The sequence below is a fragment of the Flavobacterium sp. genome (assembly GCF_036759525.1).
GTDB lineage: Bacteria > Bacteroidota > Bacteroidia > Flavobacteriales > Flavobacteriaceae > Flavobacterium.
Genome location: NZ_DAIOUN010000005.1, coordinates 107,315 through 131,071, shown reverse-complemented (window position 1 = coordinate 131,071; position 23,757 = coordinate 107,315). Strand labels below are relative to the sequence as shown.

The following is a 23,757-nucleotide window of genomic DNA, read 5'->3' as shown; positions in this document are numbered from 1 at the left end:
TTCTATTTGTTGTTGTGGAAATAAATCGTGGTGTTCAAAAATAAAAAAAAAATTATAATTGAATGTTAAATTTTGTCTTTTGTGTCAAAAAGAATTGTCACAGGTCCATCATTGACAAGATTAACTTTCATATCCGCACCAAACTGTCCAGTTTGGACTTTTTTTGCCAAGTCATTTTCAACTTGTTGAATAAATTGATTGTAAAGCGGAATAGCTATATCAGGCTTGGCCGCTTTTATATAAGAAGGTCGATTGCCTTTTTTAGTTGAGGCATGAAGCGTAAATTGACTCACAATGATAACATTGCCACCCACATCTTTAACGGATAAATTCATTACATCATTTTCATCACCAAAAATACGAAGGTTTACAATTTTAGACGAAAGCCATTCAATATCTTCCAGGGTATCGGCATCTTCAATTCCCACCAAAATCAGCAATCCTTTTTGAATAGAAGCTACAATTTCTCCTTCAATAGTAACTGATGATTGTGATACTCTTTGGATAACAGCTTTCATCTTTTGGTAAATTGGTGAATGGTTAATCTAAATCAGAATTCTTTCCCTCTGCATAAACATCATTTCGGTATTGTTCTTCATCTCCCTCAAGAATTTGAAGATAACTTTTATAGCGAGACCAAGCGATTTTATCTTCTTCCAAAGCGGTTTTAACGGCACAATTCGGCTCATCTTTATGCAAGCAATTATTGAATTTACATTGGTCTTCCAAAGCAAAAAACTCTGGAAAATAGCCTTTAATTTCTTGCTTTTCCATGTCCACAATGCCAAATCCGCGAATCCCAGGTGTATCAATAATTTTAGCTCCAAAAGACAAGTCAAACATTTCGGCAAACGTTGTAGTATGCTGACCTTGCTGATGCAGATCGGATATTTCTTTGGTTTTTAAATTTAAACTAGGTTCTAAAGCATTGACTAATGTTGATTTACCAACACCGGAATGACCCGAAAACATACACACTTTACCTCTCATCATGTTCTTTAATACCTCTAACCCTTTTCCGGCTGTAGCCGAAACCCGTAGACATTCGTAACCAATTTGAGAATATACATACTGAAGGTAAAGCTGGTCTTCTAAAGTTGTTTCGTCATAGGTGTCAATTTTATTGAAAACCAAAACCGCTTTAATATGATAAGCTTCTGCTGTTACCAAAAAGCGGTCAATAAAACTCGTGGTGGTTACCGGATTGTTAATCGTTACCAATAAAAAAACAACATCTATGTTTGAAGCAATGATATGCGATTGTTTGGAGAGATTCACTGATTTTCGAACGATATAGTTTGTACGCTCATGAATATTATGAATCAATCCTATGGTTTCATCAGAGGTTTCGTCCAACTCAAAATCTACTATATCGCCTACAGCTATAGGATTGGTACTTTTGATCCCTTTCATGCGGAATTTCCCTTTGATTCTACAATCAAAAAAATGATTTTCTTCTGTCTTGACGGTGTACCAACTTCCGGTAGATTTATAAACAATTCCTGTCATGAAGCAAAGATATTACAATTCTTTAAATCTTTAATTTCAGAATCTATAAAAACAAAAAAGAGCTGCATATTGCAACTCTTTCTTGGTGTTTTAAACACTATATTAGTATTTGTAAGCAATCCCTTTTTTAATAGCTTGAGAACCTCCCAATTGGTTTGAGTTTGCTCCAACAGTGGTTTTATCAGCTGTTTGTAAAATGAAAGGACAACCCATTGCTGCTGCAGCCATTTTCAATTTTTTCTCTGCTTTTTTATCAGCTGTATTACCGGTATGGTAGTTAATTAAACCTGTTTTTCCACGGATTTCGTCAACTTTTTTCAATCCAGCTATATAAGATTTTTCTTCTAAAATAACTACTTTTTCCCAATCTGCCTCACCATTCACAACGATTTTTTCGGTTACTTCTTCAACACGACCCGTTTTACCATATACAATTTTTTCAACTGCATATTTTCCAATTGTGTTTTCAGCATCTTCACCATCGTATTTGAAGATAACCGTGTACTCTTCCAATTTAACCACTTTACCTTCAACAACTTCTCCATTGTGTTTGTAAATCTTATCTACTTGAGCTGTAGCAACGGCAGTTACAAAAAGTAATGCCATAAAAAATAATTTTTTCATCATGTTTGTTATTTATGTTATTATATTTTGATGCGATAGTACGAAAATTATGCCAATAACAAAAATTAATTTTTATTTATTATTTTTTCTTGATGTAAAATGCTTTCTTGGTGAATTGCTTTGAACAATTGTACTACAAAATCTTCACTCAAACCCTTTTGCATTCCACTCTCTGTCATTTTAGCTAAAATTTCATTCCATCTTTTATTTTGAAGAACTGCTACATTTTTTTCTTTCTTCAAAACACCTATTTGATCTACTATTGCCATTCTTCTCCCTACAATTTCGAGAATCTTTTGATCAAACTCATCTATTTGCGTACGTAGTTTTGATAACTTGTATACAAATTCATCGGCATCATCGGTTTGTTTCCGAACTTTTAATTCAATAAAAATCTGCTTTAATACATCTGGCGTGACTTGCTGAGCAGCATCACTCCAAGCATTATCGGGATCAATATGAGTTTCTATAATTAATCCGTCATAATTGAGGTCAAGTGCTTGCTGAGAAACTTCTTGTATCATATCTCTACGCCCTGTAATGTGTGATGGATCACAAATTAAGGGTAAATCTGGAAATCGATTTTGGAAATCGATAGCTATTTGCCATTCCGGATTGTTTCTATACTTCGTTTTTTCATACGTAGAAAAACCTCTGTGAATTACACCGAGTTTTGAAATTCCGGCTCCGGCTAATCGTTCCAATCCACCTATCCATAAAGACAAATCTGGATTTACTGGATTTTTTAGCAATACTATTTTATCGGTATTTTTTAAAGCCTCAGCAATTTCCTGAACTGCAAAAGGATTTACTGTGGTTCGGGCCCCAATCCACAATACATCTATATCATATTGTAAAGCTAATTTCACATGAGTTGCATTGGCAACTTCAACAGCCATTAAAAGACCCGTTTCTACTTTTGCTTTTTGCAACCATTTCAAACCGATTTCTCCTACTCCTTCAAATCCGCCGGGTCTTGTTCTGGGTTTCCATATACCGGCTCTAAAAATACTTACATCTGAGTTTTTCAATTCGTGTGCTATTTGGAGCACTTGATCTTCAGTCTCAGCACTGCAAGGACCGGCAATTACAAGTGGATGCGAAAGTTGAAAATCTTGCAACCACGTTCTGAATTCTTTATTATTTTCCATAGTTTTTCTGAGTGTAAAGTTAATCTCTTTTTTTGAAAATATTCTTAATCTAAATTTGATTTTCCGGATTGATATTCCCCTAAAACTTTGTATTCTGTTGTCATAATTTGCAGTAAGCGGTTGGCTTTTTCAAAAAAAGCATAGTCTGAAAAAACAAAATCAACAAAAAATGAATATTTAAAAGGTTTTTCAATAATTGGCATAGATTGAATTTTAGTTAGGTTGAGTTGTGACGTATTAAGAACGTTTAAAACGGTTGCTAAACTACCCGGTGTATCATCCAATTCAAATTTTACCGAAACTTTATTAGGACTGCTTTTTTGTGATAAATGTTTCTCTTTACTCAAAATCACAAAACGGGTTTTATTTGATTTTACAGTATGAACAGCCGATTTAATCGTTTCTAATTGGTATAGTTGAGAAGCGAGCGGACTTGCCAAAACTCCTACATGCAAAAGTTTATTTTCTCTAACGTTTTTAGCTGCAGCTGCAGTATCTGTTGTTTCTATCAATTTAATCTTGGGAAATTGTTCTAAAAAGACCGAACATTGTAATAATGCAATAGGGTGTGAATGAATTTCTGTAATATTTTCAAGTAAAACACCCGGAAACCCCATTAAATTTAATTGTATATTCAGATAATATTCGCCGATAATTTGCAAATTATGTGTGTCAATTAGTGCATAATTGGGTATTATTGAACCTGCAATAGAATTTTCTAAAGCCATAACACCAAAATCAGACTGAGATTGACTGATTGATTTTGAGACTTCTGCAAATGATTTACACTCCACTACCCGAACCTCTGAACCAAAGTAAGACAAAGCCACCTGATGATGAAAAGAAGCTTGTATGCCTTGAATTGCTACACTTATTTTTTTCATAATAAAAAAAAATCCCGTCAAAAGACGGGATTGTATTACTGAATGTGAATTAAAAATTTACCTTACACAACAAAACAATCCCTTTCTTAGTTTATAAAACAAGAAGTGATAATGAGATTTAAAAGTGTTGCTTATTGCAATCATAGATTGATTAATTTTGGCTAATATATTAATTTTTTATTTAAAACCAAGTATTCAAAAAAACTTTACATTTGCCTAAAACTATAGTATATGTCAATATTCGTTAAAAATATAACTAAAAATTACGGAACTCAAAAAGCTTTGGACAATGTTAGTTTTGAAGTAAAAAGTGGAGAAATAGTAGGCTTCTTAGGACCAAATGGTGCTGGAAAATCTACCTTAATGAAAATATTAACTACTTATACTCAAGCCGATAATGGCGATGCCAAAATTGCCGGAATTGATGTAAAAATGAATCCCAAAGAAGTACGTAAAATAGTAGGGTATCTTCCGGAACATAATCCACTTTATCTGGATTTTTATGTACGCGAATATTTGAATTATAACGCAGAAATTTACAAAATTGACATTAAAAGAGTAGATGAAGTTATAGCATTAACAGGGCTTACTCCGGAATCACACAAAAAAATAGGTCAATTATCTAAAGGGTACCGCCAAAGAGTTGGATTGGCTGCTGCATTACTGCATAACCCACAAGTTTTAATTTTAGACGAACCCACTACCGGACTTGACCCAAACCAATTAGCCGAAATTAGAGAGGTAATTAAAAATATTGGTCGCGATAAAACGGTTTTCTTATCTACTCACATCATGCAAGAAGTTGAAGCTATTTGTGATAGAGTTTTAATTATAAATCATGGTAAAATAATTACAGATAAAACTTTAAACAAACTTATTCAAGAAGAACAAGAACAACTTTTAGAAGTTGAATTTGACAAACCTGTAACCTCAGAATTAATTAACACACTCGTTAATTTAAAAGAAGCAAAAGCTATTTCAGAACACATATGGGAATTGACTTTTGTTTCAAATGAAGATATGCGTTCACATTTGTTTGATTTTGCTACTGCAAATGGGTTAAAAACACTTCAATTGCATTTAAAAAGTAAAAAGCTAGAACAAATTTTCAGAGAAAAAACTTCCAAATAACTAATTGTAAATTAACCTTCCTTGGTAGTGTTGTGTTACATCTACATTTTCAGGATTGGAGTAGAGTATTAAGTTACCGGTAGCATAAAGATTTCCTGTTATAGATTGGGATACATTTACATGTATATCATTAAATCCTCGGTGGTAAAAACTCAATTGATTTATCTCTAAATTTTCGGCACGAAGTATACCGTTTCCATTATAAAAACCAATAAAACAGTCGTTTGTTTTACCTGAAATATAATAATTGGCAACGTTATTATTTTCAATTACAAATTGGTTACAATCCAATTCCATAATAAAATCACCCGTACCGGCTCCCTCTTCGCCGTCTCCATCTTTATCCATGGCAATTAATCTAAGTAATGGATAACTTAAAACCCCATCCGAAATAATTCTTTGTTCCGTTTTAGAGCGAATTTCAATCAAATTAGGGGCCGTAATATAAACGGTTGTTTGTCCGTAGTCTCTAACCCAATTGCAAGTAGTTTTATCTTTTATAAATAAAGTATTTTCACGAACTAGAACTTGTATATCATCAATTAAATTTTTTCCGGAACGAACCTCTACTTTGTATTCATCTCCTTGTTTGATAACTAAACCAATCCCTTTATAAACTCTAATATACTCAAAAGGCTCTACTTCAATTTCTTTGGTCACCATACTTCCGGTAGATTTTATACAATCACCTGGATTTTCGCAACCAAATAATACAAAAGAAACAATAATTACATACAATATTTTCATAAGTTACAATCTAACACCAACCACAAATTCCATAGCCTCAGCCAAAAAAACATGTGTTTTAATTGATAATCCGGTGTACATTTTATTAGTAAAATAATATTTCATTCCTAAACGATCGTAAACCGGAATGTCTGATTTATAAGGTTGGTAAACATAATATCCCAGTTGAGCTTCCAACGAAATTCTATTTATAAATAATTCATATCCTACAAATACCCCAACTCTTCTAGAATCAGTATCAATAGTTACCTCTTCATTAGGGTAGGCTATTGCCATGAATTTTATATACTCTTTGTAGGATTGAGAAAAAAATAACTCCGCACCTAATTGCAACGCTGATTTTCGATTTATTCGTTTATCAATGTAAAATGCCGGATGAAAAAAGGGTTTCTGACCACTCCCTACGATTGAACTTTCACTAATACCCATTCGCATCAAAATATTGTAGCGTATTGGTTCTGAAAATTGGGGTTTGGGAAGTGTGTCTTTTTTGAATTCCAATGGGTCTTCGAGGTGGTATGTCAAACCTAAATTAATTCCGTAGGTATTCACACCACTATTGGGTGCTTTAATTCTTCCATTGGAAAAATGTGTAAATAAAATACCGGCTTGTAAATCAAAAGAACGAAATAAAGGTCTCGTGTAGTTTAATGAAAAATTGGTGTTGGCTACAATTCTTGACCCAAAAGCAGCATTCTTATTGTTTGTAATTTTATCATGAGGATGGGTCGTATAGGCAATTCCTTGAGCAATTTTAAACTTTAAACTTCTATTCAAAAAATAAAAATTATAGTGTGCTCCCACTCCATAAACCTTTCCTAAGATGTCACTTTTAAAATCTTGAAATATAAAATAACCCCCATAATCCGGATAATCAAAAGCTCTTTCCCATTCTTCATTCCCGTAGGTTTTTTTATACAAACTTATCATAATCCCTTCGGGATGACCTTGTAAAAAATGTTGCAAATCATCTGTATGAGGCAGGACATTACTTCGTATGAAAGAAACATCTATTGCGGTAGTTTCTGTTTTTTCTTGAGCATGAAGAAAAAAAGAAAAAAGCCATAGTAAGTATTGATATTTCTTCATTTTAAAGGTTATACCGGCAAATATAATAGAATATATTTAGTACGAAAACTTTTAAGGCTACTTTAAAATATCTCTTTGGCAATTGCTTTGATGTTTTCTGCTTTTCCCATAGAATAGTAATGCAATACCGGAATTCCGGCTGCAACCAATTCTCTGCTTTGTGCAATACACCATTCGATTCCGATTTGTTTTACGGCATCATTATCTTTTGCTTTTACAACAGCCATTATCAAATCGTCTGGTAAATCCACTTTGAATCGATGCGGAATCAAATTCAATTGTTTTTTGGTAGCAATGGGTTTCAATCCCGGAATAATGGGTACAGTGATTCCGGCAGCTCTGCATTTGGCAACAAAATCAAAAAAACGTTTGTTGTCAAAAAACATTTGCGTAATAATATAATCCGCTCCGTTTTTGATTTTTTGTTTCAGAAAATGAATATCGCTATCCATACTTGGTGCTTCCATGTGTTTTTCAGGGTAACCGGCAACACCTATACAAAAATTGGTGCACGATGAATTTTGTAAATCTTCATCCAAATAAATTCCTTTATTCAAATTGTGGATTTGTGTCACTAATTCGGAAGCGTACTCATTTCCTTCTTTTTCGGGTCTGAAATAAATTTCGTTTTTCAAAGCATCTCCTCGCAATGCCACTACATTATCAATGCCTAAAAAATCTAAATCAATTAATAAATTTTCGGTATCTTCTTTTGTAAAACCACCGCACAAAATATGTGGAATGGCATCTACATCGTACTTATTTTGAATTCCGGCACAAATGCCAACCGTTCCCGGACGTTTTTTTACAATTTTCTTTTGCAATAATCCGCTTGGTAATTCTTTGAATTCATATTCTTCACGATGATAGGTTACATCAATGAATGGTGGATTGAACTCCATCAATGGATCAATCGAATCAAAAATAGATTGAATATTTTGACCTTTTAATGGCGGTAAAATTTCAAATGAGAATAAAGGTTTGCCATTGGCGTTTTCGATATGTTGGGTTACTTTCATGTTTTAAGTTTCAGGTTTCAGGTTTCAGGTTTCAGGTTGATTGAACAACTTGAAACTTGAAACCTAAAACAAATTATTACTCTGCTATATTCGGCGAAAGCCATTTCATCGCCATTTCTACACTACTATTTCTACGTTTGGCGTAATCTTCTACTTGGTCTTTTTTGATTTTTCCCAATCCAAAATATTTGCTTTCCGGATGGGCAAAATAATAACCGGATACCGATGCTGCAGGCCACATTGCCATGCTTTCAGTCAATTTCACACCAATTTCTTCTTCTACATTTAACAATTTCCAAATGGTTGGTTTTTCCAAATGATCCGGACATGCGGGATAACCCGGTGCCGGACGAATTCCTGTATAATTTTCTTGTATTAAATCCTCATTGGATAACTTTTCATCGGAAGCATAGCCCCAAATTTCTTTTCGTACTTTTAAATGTAAATATTCTGCAAAAGCTTCCGCCAATCGATCGCCCAAGGCTTTTACTAAAATGGAGTTATAATCGTCTAATTGTTTTTCAAATTCGGATGCTTTTTCATCTACACCAAAGCCGGTTGTCACACAAAAACAGCCGATGTAATCTTGAATTCCGGATTCTTTTGGAGCGATGAAATCGGCAAGAGCGATGTTTGGAGCACCTGCAGTTTTTTGAGATTGTTGGCGAAGTGTTAAAAAGGTTGTCGGTTGTCGGTTGTCGGTTGTCGGGAAAACAGAGATGTCATCATCATTTATCGAATTTGCCTGAAAAATTCCTAAAATCCCTTTGGCGGTAAACCATTTTTCATTGACTATCTGTTCCAACATTTTTTGAGCATCTGCATACAAATGAGTCGCTTGTTCACCAACTACTTCATCGGTCAAGATAGCCGGATATTTTCCATACAATTCCCAAGATTGAAAAAAGGGAGTCCAATCAATGAAATCAACTAATTCGGACAATTCAACTTCAATAGTTTTTGTTCCAATGAAATTGGGTTTTGTTGGCTGATAATTTTTCCAATCGAGTTGTAATTTATTTTTTCTGGCTTCTTCGATCGATAGAAAATTCTTTTCTCTACTCCTATTCAAATAACCTTCGCGAAGTTGGTTATACTCTTCTCGAACTGTTTTGGCGTAAGCTGTTTTTGTCTCCGGTTGTAATAAATTCGTTGCAACTGTCACCGCTCGCGAAGCATCATTCACATGCACAACCGTTTCTTTATATTCGGGTGCAATTTTTACAGCGGTATGAGCACGAGAAGTTGTTGCTCCACCAATCATAATTGGAATTTTGAAGTTTAATTTATCCATTTCTTTGGCTAAATAAACCATTTCATCCAACGATGGTGTGATTAATCCGCTTAGACCAATGATATCCACATTTTCACGAATTGCAGTTTCGATGATTTTTTCCGGCGGAACCATTACGCCTAAATCGATGATTTCAAAATTATTACAAGCTAAAACAACTGCCACAATATTTTTACCAATGTCGTGAACATCACCTTTTACCGTTGCCATTAATACTTTTCCAGCAGATGATGAAGCGGTTGAATCTTTTTCTGCTTCTATAAATGGAAGTAAATAAGCCACTGCTTTTTTCATCACTCGAGCCGATTTTACGACTTGAGGTAAAAACATTTTCCCGCTTCCGAATAAATCGCCAACGACATTCATTCCAGCCATTAAATTGATTTCGATAACTTCGATGGCTTTTGAAGCATTTAGTCTGGCTTCTTCCACATCAATTTCGATGAATTCATCGATTCCTTTAACTAATGAATGGGTTAATCGTTCTTGAACGGAATCATTTCGCCATTCCATCCCCCCCTTAATCCCCCCCGAAGGGTGGGAAAGTACACCTTTGTAACTCTCGGCTAAAGCCAAAAGTCGTTCAGTGGCATCTTCTCTTCGGTTTAATAAAACATCTTCTACATGTTCTAATAAAGTTGCATCGATTTCATCATAAATTTCCAGCATTTCAGGGTTCACAATTCCCATGGTCATTCCGTTTTGAATGGCATGATATAGGAAAGCGGAATGCATCGCTTCACGTACTTTGTCGTTTCCACGGAAAGAAAAGGAAACGTTACTCACACCACCGGAAACATGAGCAAAAGGTAGATTTTCACGAATCCATTTAGTGGCTCTGAAAAAATCCAACGCATTAAATTTATGTTCTTCCATTCCGGTTGCAACCGGAAAAATATTAGGGTCGAAAATAATATCTTCGGCTGGAAAACCTACTTTATCGACTAATATATCGTAGCTTCTTTTACAGATTTCGATACGTCTTTCATAGGTATCCGCTTGACCTTTTTCGTCAAATGCCATAACGATAACAGCTGCTCCGTAACGTTTGATTAATTTGGCGTGATGGATGAACGTTTCTTCCCCTTCTTTTAGCGAAATGGAATTGACGACTCCTTTTCCTTGAATGACTTTTAATCCGGCTTCGATGATTTCCCATTTGGAACTGTCAATCATAACGGGAACACGAGCAATATCGGGTTCGGCAGCAATTAAATTCAGGAATTTGGTCATGGCTTGAACACCATCCAACATTCCTTCATCCATGTTGACATCGATGATTTGGGCACCGCCTTCTACTTGAGCACGAGCAATATCAAGAGCTTCTTCGAACTTTTCTTCTTTGATCAAACGAAGAAATTTTCGTGAACCGGTAACGTTTGTTCGTTCGCCGACGTTTACGAAATTCGTTTCTGGAGTTATAATAAGCGGTTCGAGACCGGATAATTTTAAATAGTTGTTGGTTGTTGGTTGTTGGTTGTTGGTCTTATCAATACTCATTTCATAATTTTTTATAGTAATTAATAAACCCATTTATCAATCGTTTACATATTTGAATTTGTTGTAAAACATCTTCAAAATCGTTAGTTGATAAATAATTTTGATCTAATGATAAATATATTTGTGTTTCTAATTCATACAAAGAACCCCTAGAAATGTGTAAAAAATGAATTGTTTCTTTGGATGTTTGCCTTCCACACCCTTCTGCTATATTTGAAGGAACAGAAACTGCACATCTTCGTATTTGGTTAATTAAGCTAAATAATTCTTCTTTTGGAAAATTTTTTGTTACAGTATAAACAAGATTTGCCAATTTTCTGGATACTATCCAAACTTCAAGTTTTGTATATTCCATTAGTATGCAATTTTTGATCCATCAACCGACAACTGACAACCATCAACTCTTCTCGGTTTAAATTCTTTTGCCACTTCGGTGATTAATTTGATGTGTTCCGGTGTTGTGCCACAACAACCCCCGATGATATTGACTAAATTATCTTGTAAATATTCACGGATTAAGCCTTGCATTTCTTCCGGAGTTTGGTCGTATTGACCGAATGCATTGGGTAAGCCTGCATTGGGATGAGCGGAAATATTGAGTTGTGTATTCATCGCCAACCGTTTCAAATAGGGCTTCAATTGGTCTGCTCCTAAAGCACAATTGAATCCGATGCTTAACAATGGAATATGTGAAATGGAAATTAAAAAAGCCTCAACGGTTTGACCGGAAAGTGTTCGTCCGGAAGCATCTGTGATGGTTCCGGAAACCATAACCGGAATATCAATGTTTCGTTCTTCTTTAACTTCTTCAATAGCAAAAAGAGCTGCTTTGGCGTTGAGGGTGTCAAAAATGGTTTCTACTAATAATACATCACAACCACCGTCAATTAGAGCTTCTACTTGTTGTTTGTAAGCAATGCGTAAATCGTCGAATGTTACGGCACGAAATCCTGGGTCATTAACGTCCGGACTCATGGATGCGGTTCGATTGGTTGGACCGATGGAACCGGCGACAAAACGAGGTTTATCGGTGAATTCATCGGCAACTTCGCGGGCAATTTTGGCGGATTGATAATTGAGTTCGTACACCAAATCTTCGAGATGATAATCGGCCATACCGATGGTAGTTCCGGAAAACGTGTTGGTTTCTACAATATCTGCACCTGCTTGAAAATAGGCTCGATGAACGGCTTTTACGGCTTCGGGTTGGGTAATGGAAAGTAAGTCGTTATTGCCTTTTAGCGGATGAGGGAAATCTTTGAAACGTTCGCCACGGAAATCTTCTTCGGAGAAATTGTTTCGTTGCAGCATGGTTCCCATCGCTCCGTCGAGGACAAGGATTCTTTCTTGTATGGCTTTTTCTATTTTTGACATTTTAATTTTTTATTTAACCGCAAAGTTCGCAAAGGGTTTTCGCAAAGTTCACCACTACTTCTTTGTTGCACTGACGCCTAGCCCCGATAGAAGTAGAAAGCCTTTTGCAGGATTGTTGCATTTTTTCTTGGCAAAATAGAGCGACCAAAGGAAGCTCCTTTTTTGACTTAGAAAAAAGCAACAAGACAAAAAAGCTTGTAATGAATAGCGGGATTAGCTTCTAACAAAAAAATTATCAAGAAATAGAGGAAATAAACGAGTTATCTGTTCTCGTTTTTTGAACGAGATAGAATGTAGCACCTTCTACAGTTGCAGGGTTGCTAAGCTTTCACAGGGTCTAGTCCCTCCGGCTTTCGTGATAACGACCAGTATGTGTATGAACGGGGCAAATATAAAGACAAAATTGATATTTTAGAATATTTTTCTATTTTTTATTTTAATTTATAACAATACAGAAAAATATTCTAAGAATACCAATTTATTTAGTTATTTGGTTGGTTAAAATTAAATGAAAACAGATTCTTTTACTTTTATTTTTTCGGCAATTTTGAGAATATCATTTAAAACGCCTCGGGCGGTGACTTGTTTTCCGGCACCGGCACCTTGGATGACGATGGGGATTTCGCCATAGGATTGGGTGTAAATTTCGATGAGATTGTCGGCCCCTTTGAGTTGTCCGAGTGCTGAATTTGTTGGGGTTGAAATGAGTTTAACTTCGAGTTTTTGGTTGATTACATCGAGTTCGCCCACATAACGCAATACGTGGTTTTCGGCTTGGGTGATTTTGGCGATTTCATAAGGTTTATCGAGCAATTTTTTGTTTGACGCGTATTCGGCTTTGGTAGTTTCTTGGTTTAAATTGGGCACTAAAAGGGAAGATACTTGTACGTCTGAAAACTCTTTTTGGATTCCGATTTCTCTGGCAAGGATGAGTAATTTTCGGGCGACATCGTTTCCGGAAAGGTCTTCTCTGGAATCGGGTTCGGTGTAGCCGGATTTTTCGGCTTCTTTTAAAATGGTGGAAAACGATGTGTTTTCGTTGCCAAATCGGTTGAAAATATAGCTTAATGAACCTGAAAAAACACCTCTGATTTTGGTAATTTTTTCGCCTGAAAGATACAATTCATTTATAGTTTGTACAACGGGTAAGCCGGCACCAACATTGGTTTCGTAATGAAAATATTGATCGGATTTTTGAAGATTTCGACGTAATTCTTTGTAGAAATCGAAATGCATAGTATTGGCTTTTTTGTTGGCAGCCACGATGCTAAATCCATTTTGAATGAGCGGAATGTAAAATTTGATTAACTCATCGCTGGCAGTGGCATCGACGGCGATTAGATTTTCGAGGTTATGGGTTTGAACATAATTCACAATATCTTCGATGGAATAAGGAAAAGCGGCTTGTTGAAAATTGGCTTCCCATTGGTTTTTGACACCTTCTTTTTCGAAGAATGCTACAGTTGAATTGGTTATGATTGGAAATCGGAGGTCGATGTTTCTTTTTTCGAGAAAAAATTGCTGACTTTCCAAAACTTGATTGATGAGCGTGCTTCCTACGTTTCCGATTCCGAAGAGGATGACATTTATTCTAAGCGTTGACATATTTTTGTGTGTTTTGAGTTTTGAAAATGGGTGATAAAAAAGTGGCTAATTGATTGGATTCGATTAAAAAAGCATCGTGACCGTGAATGGATTGAATTTCGTGATAGAAAACATTTTCTTTTATTTTTTTTAGGTTTTGATAGGTTTCGCGATTTTCTTCAGCAATGAAAAAGTAATCGGTATCAACAGAAACGATGTGAATGTTGGCTTGAATTTGACTTGCGACAGTTACAAAATCCTTCCTGTTTTTGGTTATATCATTCGTTTTTAGGAGATGATTCATTAATTTATAGGACGATAATCGGAAGCGGTTTTTGAGTTTTGAACCGTGATTAGTTAACCAATTTTCTACTTCAAAAACGTTCTGTTGTTTGCGTTGAAACCGTTGGTTGATAGACTGCGGAGTTCGGTATAGTAACATCGCGTGCAAACGAGCATCGGCAATGGGATCATCGGAATTAATGAGAATTTGATCTTGTATGAGTACGTTGGCAATCACCCAATCAGTAGCTTTCCAATCGGTTGCAATTGGGATTAGGTTTTGAATTTTAGCGGGATATTGAGCGGCCATTTCCCAAGCTATTGCTCCACCTAAACTTCCGCCGATAACGGTGAAAAGTTCTTGGATATGGAGATGAAATACTCCTTCCCAAAAAATTCTTGCCACGTCACGGATGGTAAAATCTTTGTAATCTGAAATGAGATTTCCGAAGACATTATCGTAACCGTTTCCGGGAATATTAAAAGCGATGACGGTGAAATCATTTGTATTAATGGTTTTGTTTTCGCCGATTAAATCATTCCACCAACCGTTTTCACCTGTGATGGTTGAGTTTCCGGTTAAGGCGTGATTCACTAAAACTACGGGAGCAGAACCGATGGGCTGACCAAACGTTTCGTAGTAAAGCGGAATATAGGGTCTGACTTTTCCAATTTCTAAATTGAAATTAAATAAGTCTATTTTTTTTAAATTTTTCATAGTTATTTTCTAGCTTTTTTTAAAAACTGTCTTTTTTCAAACGTGGAAAAAAGACAGTTGTAAACAAACAAACAAAACTTAAACAAACTTTCTACTTTCAATTTTTTCAAACACCGTTTTTAAATCGGCTTTTAAATCTTCTATATCTTCTAATCCGACAGAAAGACGAATTAAATCTTTGGTAACGCCGGTTGCTTCTTGCTCGGCATCAGACAATTGCTGATGCGTTGTGCTTGCCGGATGAATAATCAATGATTTGGTATCGCCGATATTGGCTAAAAGCGAGAATAATTTCGTTTCATCGGCTACTTTTTTGGCTGCTTCAAATCCGCCTTTGAGTCCAAATGTGACGATACCGCTCTTTCCTTCGGGTAAATACTCATCGGCTAACGCTTTGTATTTTGAAGTTTCCAAACCAGGATAATTCACCCAAGCTACTTGTTCCTGATTTTGAAGCCATTGAGCTAAAGCCAATGCATTTTCGCTGTGTTTCTTAATTCGAATTTCCAGCGTTTCCAATCCTTGAATGGTTTGAAAAGCGTTGAACGGACTCAAAGCTGATCCGAAATCACGTAAACCTTCAATTCTAACTTTGGCAATAAACGAAGCTGCTCCAAGTACTTCATAATATTTCAACCCATGATAACCGGTAGAAGGTTCTGTGAATTCAGGAAACTTTCCGTTGCTCCAGTCAAAATTTCCGGCATCGATGATTACGCCTCCCAACGATGTTCCGTTTCCGGTAATGTATTTGGTTAAGGAATGAATGACAATGTCTGCACCGTGTTGGATTGGGTTTAGCAAAAAGGGGGTTGCCACTGTATTATCAACAATAAAAGGCACTTTGAAGGCTTTCGCTTCTTTTGAAATGGCTTTTAAATCGAGTACGTCTAATTTTGGATTTCCAAGACTCTCTACAAAATAAGCTCGTGTATTTTCCTGTGAAGCTTTGGTGAAATTTTCAGGATTGGAGGGGTCTACAAACGTGGTGGTAATGCCTAATCTTGGCAAGGTTACACTCAACAGATTATAGGTTCCGCCATACAAACTGTTGGAAGCCACGATGTGATCACCGGCTTTTAATAACGTTAACAAAGTAGTTGAAATTGCTGCTGTTCCTGAAGCGGTTACGACTGCTCCGATTCCCCCTTCGAGTTTGGCTAAGCGTTGTTCTAAAATGTCGTTGGTTGGATTATTTAATCTTGTGTAAATAAAACCAGCTTCGGCTAAACCAAAAAGATTGGCTGCATGTTGCGAATTATTAAATACATACGAAGAAGTTTGATAAATGGGGACGGCTCTTGTTCCAGCATTTTGGGTTACATCGTGTCCTGCGTGTAAGGCGTTGGTGGAGAATTTTTGTGTGCTCATAATTTTGGATTTTTAGATTGTTGGATTATTTGATTTTCAGATTATTCGATTTTTAGATTTTTAGATTTTTAGATAAAAAAAAGTCCTTTTGGATGGCTTACCAAAAGGACTTTAAAACAAGTGTATAACTAGATTAGGTCTTTCGCTTTTGGCAATGAGGGTTTGTGATGCAACAGATGTGCATCATCATACGGTTCATCATTGTATTTTTTTTAGTGTTCATTTTATTAAAGTTGCTGAGTTGTTATATACTGAGTTGGTGAGAGTTTTTATACAAAAAAACCTCTGCTTTTGGGCAGAGGTTCAATTGTATTTATTTTAAAAAATTTAAAATTATGCAATAGGTTTCCTCTGCGGAGATTTCCACATCTTACGACAACACATATTGCAAATTATAAATTTCATTGTTCTGATTTTATTTGGCAAATGTAGAAACATTTTCTAGTTTAAAAAAATAAATAGATAATTTTTCTAAAATATTTTAATTAATAACTCAATAATAGATTTTTAATCTAAAGCAAGTGTGTAAATCAGAAAAATAAATTAAAAAAAATCCGGAACCTAGTCCGGATTAATAAACATTCTAATTTAAACTTTATTTTTTTACAAATTTAGTTGTCCCAGAACCATTATCTGATTGAATTGTTACAAAATAAATACCAGAGTTCAATTCAGAAACTGAAATTTGAGTCTGTAGTTCATTATTCAAATTGATTTCCTTAATCAAGCTTCCTCTTATATCGGATATTGTAATTTTAGAAATAGATGAATTAGCTATAGCATCTATATTCAAAACATCAGTTGCAGGGTTAGGATATACTTTGAAGTTTGAAACCACAAAATCATTAACTGATAAAACTGAATTGATGTTAAAAGTATCTAGTCCTAAAGAAACAGCACCAGCGGCTCCGGGAGTGAAATGATGAAAACCAAAGTAGTATACACCGGTTGTTGTAGGTGAATAACTTACAGTGTATTGTGTCCAAGTTGTATTAGCAACAGCACTGTTAGTCCACAAGATATTAGTTTGAGAGGCTACAACAGGCTCACTACCAACCGTCATCTTTATACTTTGTGGATTAGTAGCTCCAAAATTTCTTAAATAAAAAGTAATTGTGTTAGATGAACCTGCTTCTAAATAAATAGGTCTTGAAAACAACCATCTGTCTGTTGGTGTTCCAACTGTAGTACTACTATTTGAGAAAACCATTTGAGTACCTGCTTGGGGATTACCTGCAGTTGCATTTGTTGACCAAGCCCCTGTCCACCCATCTGAAACATAAAACGTTGGATTGTCAAAACCATAGCTGTAGGAAGGAGCTGCTTGAACTGCCGTAAATAAAGAATAAGGACCAACCCAACCACCAGTTGTAGAACCATTTTTACTTCTTACGAAGTATTGGTATCTTGAATTAGGAGCTAATGAATTAACCGTAGCAGAAGTACCAGTTACTGTGGCTGTTACAGAGGGAGAATGACCAACTGCACCCCAAGAATAATCATATTGAGTAATACCTGAAGCAGCTGTCCAGTTAAATGTTCCTGATGTTAAACCAATATTAGAATTAGTCATTAATCTTGATGGTGCAGGACATGTCCCGCTAACCACATAAACATTATCTATTCCCAAAAGAAACATGTCATTTGAAAAATTTTGAAATGCGATATATACCGTTTGTCCGGCAAAAGATGACAAATCTAAACTTCTGTTTTGCCATGTTGTAGACTCTCCTGTTGTGGTTCCGTTACCTACAGTTAAAAGTGCAGTAGTAAAATTTGCAGGAGCATTTCCTGTTGTCGATACGTATACTCTGTAGGCGTCAGGATAAGTGGCATCATAAGCTCTAGCATGCCAATACAAAGTTGATGGCCCAGAAGGCAATGAAATTGCAGGACTGACCATCCAATCATTTGAAGCACCTGCAGGTGTATACCATGAAGTACTTAAAGCTACATTATTATCAAACTCCGATAACGACTGAACCCATGCAGCATTTACATAGTTTACATTCGTATTAGGAACTCGATTGTCTTGATTGTAAAGTGTCCACTGAGACAATGGTCCATTTACATTTTCAAAACCAGATTGAAAAATCTGAGCATTTGAAAACAAGGAAGCACAAAGAAATCCAAAAAGTAGTGTTTTTTTCATAATTTACTGTTTATTATTTCATGTAAAATTAATTTTTTTTCTTTTACAATCACTTTAAAATCAATAAAAAAAAATGACTTTAACTAATTTTTTTAAAAAAAGAGATTTTGAATTGACATTATTCGAATTTGCTTTCTTAAATTTGCATCCGAAAACTAAGAGGAAAAATTTGAACTGATTGCAACCTCATTAAAAAATGCTAAAGCAGTAATTACTACTCCTTTAGGCAGCATCTGCAATTATTTTTCCTCGCTAAAATTTAAAAATATTTTATTATGGCTTATTTATTTACGTCAGAATCAGTGAGTGAAGGACATCCTGACAAAGTTGCGGATCAAATTTCAGACGCATTAATTGATAACTTTTTAGCATTTGACCCTGAGTCAAAAGTAGCTTGTGAAACGTTAGTTACTACTGGTCAAGTAATTTTAGCTGGAGAAGTAAAATCAAATACGTATTTAGATGTACAAACTATCGCAAGAGATGTAATCAAGAAAATTGGTTATACAAAAAGCGAATATATGTTTGAAGCGAATTCTTGTGGGGTTTTATCTGCCATTCACGAGCAATCTTCAGATATTAATCAAGGTGTTGACAGAGCTAGCAAAGAAGAGCAAGGTGCAGGTGACCAGGGAATGATGTTTGGTTACGCTACAAATGAAACTGCTGAATTCATGCCATTAGCTTTGAAATTATCTCACCAAATTCTTCAAGAATTAGCTGATTTAAGAAGAGAGAATAATGAAATCACTTACTTACGTCCGGATGCGAAATCTCAGGTAACTTTAGAATATTCTGATGATAACAAACCGGTTCGTATTGATGCTATTGTAGTTTCAACACAACATGATGATTTTGCTGACGAACCAACGATGTTAGCCAAAATCAAAAAAGATATTATTGAGATTTTGATTCCAAGAGTGATTGCTAAAAATCCTCAATATGCTCACTTATTCAATGATGCCATTAAATACCATATTAACCCAACAGGAAAATTTGTAATTGGAGGACCTCATGGAGATACTGGTTTAACTGGAAGAAAAATCATCGTTGATACTTATGGAGGAAAAGGAGCTCACGGTGGGGGTGCATTCTCAGGAAAAGATCCATCTAAAGTAGACCGTTCTGCTGCTTATGCAACACGTCATATTGCTAAAAATTTAGTAGCTGCTGGAGTTGCTGATGAAATTTTAGTTCAAGTTTCTTACGCTATTGGAGTTGCTGAACCCACATCAATTAACGTTAACACTTACGGAACGGCAAAAGTAAATTTAACAGACGGAGAAATCAGTAAAGTAGTAGAAAGCATTTTTGATATGCGTCCCTACTTCATTGAACAACGTTTAAAATTAAGAAATCCAATCTACAGTGAAACGGCTGCTTACGGACACATGGGAAGAACTCCAGAAACTGTAACGAAAACATTTACGGCTCCAGGTGGTGAATCTAAAACAGTAACCGTTGAATTATTTACGTGGGAAAAATTAGATTTCGTAGACAAAGTAAAAGCTGCTTTTAAAATTTAATAAAGTTCTTAAACACAAAAAAGGCTTCAAGAAAATTCTTGAAGCCTTTTTTTATTGTGTAAATTATCCAATCTTACAAATTATATTTCAAAGAGAAAATCAAATATCTGGGCTGAACAATATATTGTGACGAACTGAAATTGGTTACCCCAAAGCTATCATCATTTAAAGTTTTGGTATTCAGTAAGTTTGTCACACTAACTCTATATTCAAATTTAGCATCTTTCTTTCTGTAATTCAAACTCGCATTCAAAAACTCGTAGGTGTTTTGTGACGTACCTGAAGAATTTCTAAAATCATTATAAGTATAATCAGAGTTTAATGAAAACCCGTTTAGGAAGAAATAACTCAATTGAACCGAGGGACTATGAGTTGTAAATGTAGTGTTTGGATTTTGATTGATATTCACGTTATAACCCGCTTCTAAATTGGGCCAATCTCTAAATTGGGTTCCAAAACTCACTCTGTAATTTTGATTATAAGACTCTACAGTTTGTACAAAATCTGCATTGGGATTGGTTTGATCGTTAGGATTTACACGTAGTGCGTTACTTTTATTCCATCCCAAGCTAGCAAAAACAGAAGCCTTGTAAAACTTTTTGAAAGACCTTTGATAAGAGGCAAATCCGTTAAAAGACTGATTAGTAAAATCGGCATTTACACGTTGACTAATTTGATTAATACCTTCAAAATAAACCCTATTCACAACAGGATCTGTAGTTCTGGTGAAGCTTAATCCCCCAAAAATAGTTGTGAAATTAAATAAATTATACTTTCTGTATCTAAGACTGTGTGACTCTTGAAGAGCATTTTCCAAAAATCGATTCCCCGCATTTAAAGTATTAAAATTATTAAATGTGTACCCTGAAACAAAAGAGTTGATGTCATTAAAAAAGTTACTCATTCTGTAAGTATAGGTCATAGACTCCGATTTTTTGATATCCCACTGAGCAAAAACGTCGGGTAATATTCTGTAAAAATCGTCGCGTACACGGGTAGACTGTTGATCGTTGAATGTATTGAACTTATGAAAATTAACTCCGGGATTGAAAGTAAACTTCCCTAAAATAAATTTGTAATGTACACCCACATAAGCATCATTAAAACTGTAGCGGACGTCATTATTAAATATTCGGTCGTTTGCCGGATCATCCGGAAGATTAAAAATGGAGCCATTATCCAAAATTTGAAAAATAGAAGAATTGTAACTTTGATAGGAATTGGTGTTTCCAATAGTTAAATTCCATATTTGTCTTGGAGATGCAGAAAAGTAATAATCCACTTTTGCATCTACTTTGTTGGTTTTCACAAAACGGTCTTGATTGATATTGAATCGATTTTGCCCTCCAACAAATCCTAAATCAGGGAATGTATTTTGCTCCAAATCCGGATTAAAGAACGGATCTTCATCTTGGTAATTATGTTGCATCTCTAAAACCCATGTATGCTTTTCACTTTTGGTCCAAAATGCATTTAAACTCTGGTTAAAAACTACAGGATCTTGGCGTTTGAATGAAATAATGTTATTGTTTTGAACAATAGGATCACCATTGGCAAAAGATACCGATTCTGTGGTTAATATATTGTCTTCAGTTTGAGAAGAACGCCTTAAAGAAGCGTCATAATCCAATTGAAAATTGGAATTTGGCTTAAATTTGGAACCTATTTTCGCAATAACCAAATTATTGCGAAGAGCTGAAACATCATTACGCGTTTCTTCCGTTAAAATTTCAGTAGAGTTGGGTTGGAAGATTCCAAAATTGGAGGTAGTATTGGTGAACGTTTTATTGGAAGACACGATTCCAAATCCACTAACATTCCACTTTTTTGAGATCTCTTGAGCCAAATTTAAAGCTCCAAATTTCGTATCTAAGGAAGCCGCTCTGTTATTTCTTGCAGTCGAAATCCCAAGATCATTGGTTGAGATTCCTATATTCGTTCCGCTTCTGTTTATGGTATTTCGAGCACCGCCGGTTAAACGAAAAAAGTCTCTATTAGAAAAAGGAACATCGCCAATATTATTCAAATTTGACAATACATTAATACTGGTTTTGGGACTGTAATAAAAGATTTTAGGATTAATTAAATAGCGTTCATCCGGTCCAACTCCCGCAGTTATATCACCAAACCAAAACTTATTTTTCCCTTTTTTGAGTTTGATATTTAATGCAATATTCTCTTCATTATTTTCAAGCCCCCGCATTTGACTAACTTCATTGAAATTTCTCAGAACCTGTACTTTATCTACCGCATCCGAAGGAATATTTTTTGAACCTAACTTGGTATCGCCTTCAAAAAACTTTTTCCCTTCAACCAAAAGTTGGGTAACTTTTCTTCCCTCTACTTCAATTTCGCCATCTGCATTTACCTCAACTCCGGGAAGTTTTTTAAGTATATCTTCAAGTTTTTGTTCGGTTCCTGTTTTGAAAGAATCGGCATTGTAAATTAGGGTATCGCCTTTTATTGAAACAGGCATTTCTTGTACTATTTCAACTCCTTCCAGTTGAATCCCGCCTTCTTTTAAGGTGATTAATTGTTGAATATTTTCTTCTTTTGTTTTTACATCGAGTTCAAGAGATTGAAATCCAATGTAACTTACTTTAATTTTATAGGTTGAATTTGTCTTTAAATTTAATTGAAATCTCCCTTTATCATTGGTAATCCCATACCCATCTAGAGCTTTGGTTTCCTGATTTATAGCCATAACGTTAGCCATCTCCAGGGGTTTTTTGAGTGTGTCTTGAACTATTCCTTCAAATTTGATGTTTTGTGATTGAACTCCAACCGATACTACTAAAAATAAAATTATATAATATTTTGACATTTTAATTTTTTTAAACATTACGAAAATTAACCCCCAAATCTAAAACTTCTACCGCCCTGACCTTGGTTCATTTCTCGCATTTCTTTGGTCTTTTCCATTACAATTTTATCGTATTCTTGCTGGGTTACAACTTTGCCGTTTTTAGGAGCTTTTATTTCCTTCTTTTCTTTCGTATTTAAAACCAATTTAGAACACAAAATAACCGTTTTACCATCAGAAACTTCCAATATCAATCCGGGTAAACCCCAATAATTTTCCGGACCTTGATTTATTGGAATATCGGGAGCATACCAAGCTGTAATTTCAATTTCTTTGGGCATTTCCCAACCGTCCATAAAATTGGTGGTTTTTGATTCTGTTTTTGGGGCTTCTGCTTGTTCCGTTTCTTTGGTGTCTTTTTTATCTCCCTCTGCTCTTCTTCTAAAATTTCTAAAATCCGATTGACTCACAGGTCTCACAGCTGTTGCTTTAAAACATAAATAATTCCCAATTTGCTTGGTTTCTGTACCTAGTTTCCAATCTAAAACCGGCAGTGAATCTTTTACTAAAAATTCTTTTCCAAAAAACTCCTTATCTACAGCATAATATTTTTCTTTTACATTTTTGTAATGGGTTCCACCTCCACCCATCATTGAACCCATCATTCGCATTCCGCCACCGCCCTGGCCGGGTGTTTCGAGTTTTTCTTCCTCTTTATAAATTGAACTATTTCTATCAAAAGTTAAAATGAATTTTTTCTCAAACATACGTTTCATTCGTTCTTCAAACATTTTTTGCATTTCCGGAGTTATTTCTCTGTTTCCTGCAAAATTAGATTGAAAATCTGCCGTACTGGTTTTAGACTCATAAACAGCCATTCCCTGAAAATCTTGGGCAAATGAATTCAAAACCAAACTTAACAAAGTAAAAAGGGTAAAAAGTAAAGTTTTCATAGAAGCGGAATTAAATATTACAAAACAAATATGACACGAATATTGA

Annotated in this window: 19 protein-coding genes and 1 riboswitch; of the genes, 2 read left to right on the top strand and 17 right to left on the bottom strand. The window is 35.1% G+C overall.

Annotation, left to right across the window (positions count from 1 at the left end):
* Positions 1-65: 65 nt before the first annotated feature.
* The 5 genes from dtd to V7M80_RS06030 all read right to left on the bottom strand — a co-directional run bounded on the left by dtd (position 66) and on the right by V7M80_RS06030 (position 4,168).
* The gene (gene dtd, locus V7M80_RS06050; RefSeq protein WP_333694744.1) at positions 66-518 is read right to left on the bottom strand and encodes a D-aminoacyl-tRNA deacylase; all 453 of its coding nucleotides are present in this window, start codon (positions 516-518) and stop codon (positions 66-68) included.
* Positions 519-540: 22 nt separating this feature from the next.
* Positions 541-1,509: a ribosome small subunit-dependent GTPase A gene (gene rsgA, locus V7M80_RS06045; RefSeq protein WP_333694743.1), complete on the bottom strand. Its 969-nt coding sequence runs from the start codon at positions 1,507-1,509 to the stop codon at positions 541-543.
* A gap of 102 nt (positions 1,510-1,611) precedes the next feature.
* Positions 1,612-2,115: a hypothetical protein gene (locus V7M80_RS06040; RefSeq protein WP_333694742.1), complete on the bottom strand. Its 504-nt coding sequence runs from the start codon at positions 2,113-2,115 to the stop codon at positions 1,612-1,614.
* 83 nt (positions 2,116-2,198) lie between these two features.
* Positions 2,199-3,284: a bifunctional 3-deoxy-7-phosphoheptulonate synthase/chorismate mutase type II gene (locus V7M80_RS06035; RefSeq protein ID WP_333694741.1), complete on the bottom strand. Its 1,086-nt coding sequence runs from the start codon at positions 3,282-3,284 to the stop codon at positions 2,199-2,201.
* A 44-nt stretch (positions 3,285-3,328) separates the two neighbouring features.
* Complete coding sequence (locus V7M80_RS06030) at positions 3,329-4,168, bottom strand: prephenate dehydratase (RefSeq protein WP_333694739.1); 840 nt, start codon at positions 4,166-4,168, stop codon at positions 3,329-3,331.
* A gap of 231 nt (positions 4,169-4,399) precedes the next feature.
* On the opposite strand from V7M80_RS06030, the gene gldA reads away from it, so the two are divergent.
* Positions 4,400-5,299 carry a gliding motility-associated ABC transporter ATP-binding subunit GldA gene (gene gldA / locus V7M80_RS06025; protein WP_333694737.1) on the top strand — a complete coding sequence of 300 codons (900 nt, stop codon included), beginning with the start codon at positions 4,400-4,402 and terminating at the stop codon, positions 5,297-5,299.
* Here the strand turns inward: gldA and V7M80_RS06020 are convergent, their stop codons facing one another.
* The 10 genes from V7M80_RS06020 to V7M80_RS05975 all read right to left on the bottom strand — a co-directional run bounded on the left by V7M80_RS06020 (position 5,300) and on the right by V7M80_RS05975 (position 18,429).
* The gene (locus V7M80_RS06020; protein ID WP_333694735.1) at positions 5,300-6,046 is read right to left on the bottom strand and encodes a head GIN domain-containing protein; all 747 of its coding nucleotides are present in this window, start codon (positions 6,044-6,046) and stop codon (positions 5,300-5,302) included.
* Between the two features lie 3 nt (positions 6,047-6,049).
* Positions 6,050-7,135 carry an acyloxyacyl hydrolase gene (locus tag V7M80_RS06015; protein WP_333694733.1) on the bottom strand — a complete coding sequence of 362 codons (1,086 nt, stop codon included), beginning with the start codon at positions 7,133-7,135 and terminating at the stop codon, positions 6,050-6,052.
* 62 nt (positions 7,136-7,197) lie between these two features.
* Entirely contained in the window at positions 7,198-8,154 is a 957-nt protein-coding gene (gene metF / locus V7M80_RS06010) for a methylenetetrahydrofolate reductase [NAD(P)H] (protein ID WP_333694732.1), read from the bottom strand.
* A 76-nt stretch (positions 8,155-8,230) separates the two neighbouring features.
* Positions 8,231-10,948 carry a methionine synthase gene (gene metH, locus V7M80_RS06005; RefSeq protein WP_333694730.1) on the bottom strand — a complete coding sequence of 906 codons (2,718 nt, stop codon included), beginning with the start codon at positions 10,946-10,948 and terminating at the stop codon, positions 8,231-8,233.
* 1 nt (position 10,949) lies between these two features.
* The gene (locus tag V7M80_RS06000; RefSeq protein ID WP_333694729.1) at positions 10,950-11,303 is read right to left on the bottom strand and encodes a four helix bundle protein; all 354 of its coding nucleotides are present in this window, start codon (positions 11,301-11,303) and stop codon (positions 10,950-10,952) included.
* Positions 11,303-12,322: a homocysteine S-methyltransferase family protein gene (locus tag V7M80_RS05995; RefSeq protein ID WP_333694728.1), complete on the bottom strand. Its 1,020-nt coding sequence runs from the start codon at positions 12,320-12,322 to the stop codon at positions 11,303-11,305. The genes V7M80_RS06000 and V7M80_RS05995 overlap by 1 nt, the downstream gene beginning before the upstream one ends.
* A 257-nt stretch (positions 12,323-12,579) precedes the next feature.
* Positions 12,580-12,687: riboswitch (SAM riboswitch) on the bottom strand.
* Positions 12,688-12,826: 139 nt separating this feature from the next.
* A complete protein-coding gene (locus V7M80_RS05990) occupies positions 12,827-13,927 on the bottom strand; it encodes an aspartate kinase (protein ID WP_333694726.1) in 1,101 nt (366 codons plus the stop codon).
* Complete coding sequence (locus V7M80_RS05985) at positions 13,914-14,906, bottom strand: alpha/beta fold hydrolase (protein ID WP_333694725.1); 993 nt, start codon at positions 14,904-14,906, stop codon at positions 13,914-13,916. The genes V7M80_RS05990 and V7M80_RS05985 overlap by 14 nt, the downstream gene beginning before the upstream one ends.
* A 78-nt stretch (positions 14,907-14,984) precedes the next feature.
* Positions 14,985-16,277, bottom strand: a complete 1,293-nt coding sequence (locus tag V7M80_RS05980; RefSeq protein WP_333694724.1) for an O-acetylhomoserine aminocarboxypropyltransferase/cysteine synthase family protein — start codon at positions 16,275-16,277, stop codon at positions 14,985-14,987.
* Between the two features lie 595 nt (positions 16,278-16,872).
* Positions 16,873-18,429, bottom strand: coding sequence for a T9SS-dependent choice-of-anchor J family protein (locus V7M80_RS05975; protein ID WP_333694722.1), 1,557 nt, complete (start codon positions 18,427-18,429; stop codon positions 16,873-16,875).
* A gap of 275 nt (positions 18,430-18,704) precedes the next feature.
* Between V7M80_RS05975 and metK the strand changes: the two genes are divergently transcribed.
* Positions 18,705-19,955 carry a methionine adenosyltransferase gene (gene metK, locus V7M80_RS05970; protein WP_333694720.1) on the top strand — a complete coding sequence of 417 codons (1,251 nt, stop codon included), beginning with the start codon at positions 18,705-18,707 and terminating at the stop codon, positions 19,953-19,955.
* A gap of 73 nt (positions 19,956-20,028) precedes the next feature.
* On the opposite strand, the gene V7M80_RS05965 is transcribed toward metK, so the two are convergent.
* Together V7M80_RS05965 and V7M80_RS05960 are read right to left on the bottom strand one after the other, a co-directional pair.
* Complete coding sequence (locus V7M80_RS05965) at positions 20,029-22,779, bottom strand: carboxypeptidase-like regulatory domain-containing protein (protein ID WP_333694718.1); 2,751 nt, start codon at positions 22,777-22,779, stop codon at positions 20,029-20,031.
* A gap of 26 nt (positions 22,780-22,805) precedes the next feature.
* Positions 22,806-23,711, bottom strand: a complete 906-nt coding sequence (locus V7M80_RS05960; protein WP_333694716.1) for a GLPGLI family protein — start codon at positions 23,709-23,711, stop codon at positions 22,806-22,808.
* Positions 23,712-23,757: the final 46 nt, after the last annotated feature.

Excerpts from the sequence above, each read along its gene's own strand:
- dtd (WP_333694744.1), bottom strand. The coding sequence starts at position 518 with ATGAAAGCTGTTATCCAAAGAGTATCACAATCATCAGTTACTATTGAA.
- rsgA (WP_333694743.1), bottom strand. The coding sequence starts at position 1,509 with ATGACAGGAATTGTTTATAAATCTACCGGAAGTTGGTACACCGTCAAG.
- V7M80_RS06040 (WP_333694742.1), bottom strand. The coding sequence starts at position 2,115 with ATGGCATTACTTTTTGTAACTGCCGTTGCTACAGCTCAAGTAGATAAG.
- V7M80_RS06035 (WP_333694741.1), bottom strand. The coding sequence starts at position 3,284 with ATGGAAAATAATAAAGAATTCAGAACGTGGTTGCAAGATTTTCAACTT.
- V7M80_RS06030 (WP_333694739.1), bottom strand. The coding sequence starts at position 4,168 with ATGAAAAAAATAAGTGTAGCAATTCAAGGCATACAAGCTTCTTTTCAT.
- gldA (WP_333694737.1), top strand. The coding sequence starts at position 4,400 with ATGTCAATATTCGTTAAAAATATAACTAAAAATTACGGAACTCAAAAA.
- V7M80_RS06020 (WP_333694735.1), bottom strand. The coding sequence starts at position 6,046 with ATGAAAATATTGTATGTAATTATTGTTTCTTTTGTATTATTTGGTTGC.
- V7M80_RS06015 (WP_333694733.1), bottom strand. The coding sequence starts at position 7,135 with ATGAAGAAATATCAATACTTACTATGGCTTTTTTCTTTTTTTCTTCAT.
- metF (WP_333694732.1), bottom strand. The coding sequence starts at position 8,154 with ATGAAAGTAACCCAACATATCGAAAACGCCAATGGCAAACCTTTATTC.
- metH (WP_333694730.1), bottom strand. The coding sequence starts at position 10,948 with ATGAGTATTGATAAGACCAACAACCAACAACCAACAACCAACAACTAT.
- V7M80_RS06000 (WP_333694729.1), bottom strand. The coding sequence starts at position 11,303 with ATGGAATATACAAAACTTGAAGTTTGGATAGTATCCAGAAAATTGGCA.
- V7M80_RS05995 (WP_333694728.1), bottom strand. The coding sequence starts at position 12,322 with ATGTCAAAAATAGAAAAAGCCATACAAGAAAGAATCCTTGTCCTCGAC.
- V7M80_RS05990 (WP_333694726.1), bottom strand. The coding sequence starts at position 13,927 with ATGTCAACGCTTAGAATAAATGTCATCCTCTTCGGAATCGGAAACGTA.
- V7M80_RS05985 (WP_333694725.1), bottom strand. The coding sequence starts at position 14,906 with ATGAAAAATTTAAAAAAAATAGACTTATTTAATTTCAATTTAGAAATT.
- V7M80_RS05980 (WP_333694724.1), bottom strand. The coding sequence starts at position 16,277 with ATGAGCACACAAAAATTCTCCACCAACGCCTTACACGCAGGACACGAT.
- V7M80_RS05975 (WP_333694722.1), bottom strand. The coding sequence starts at position 18,429 with ATGAAAAAAACACTACTTTTTGGATTTCTTTGTGCTTCCTTGTTTTCA.
- metK (WP_333694720.1), top strand. The coding sequence starts at position 18,705 with ATGGCTTATTTATTTACGTCAGAATCAGTGAGTGAAGGACATCCTGAC.
- V7M80_RS05965 (WP_333694718.1), bottom strand. The coding sequence starts at position 22,779 with ATGTCAAAATATTATATAATTTTATTTTTAGTAGTATCGGTTGGAGTT.
- V7M80_RS05960 (WP_333694716.1), bottom strand. The coding sequence starts at position 23,711 with ATGAAAACTTTACTTTTTACCCTTTTTACTTTGTTAAGTTTGGTTTTG.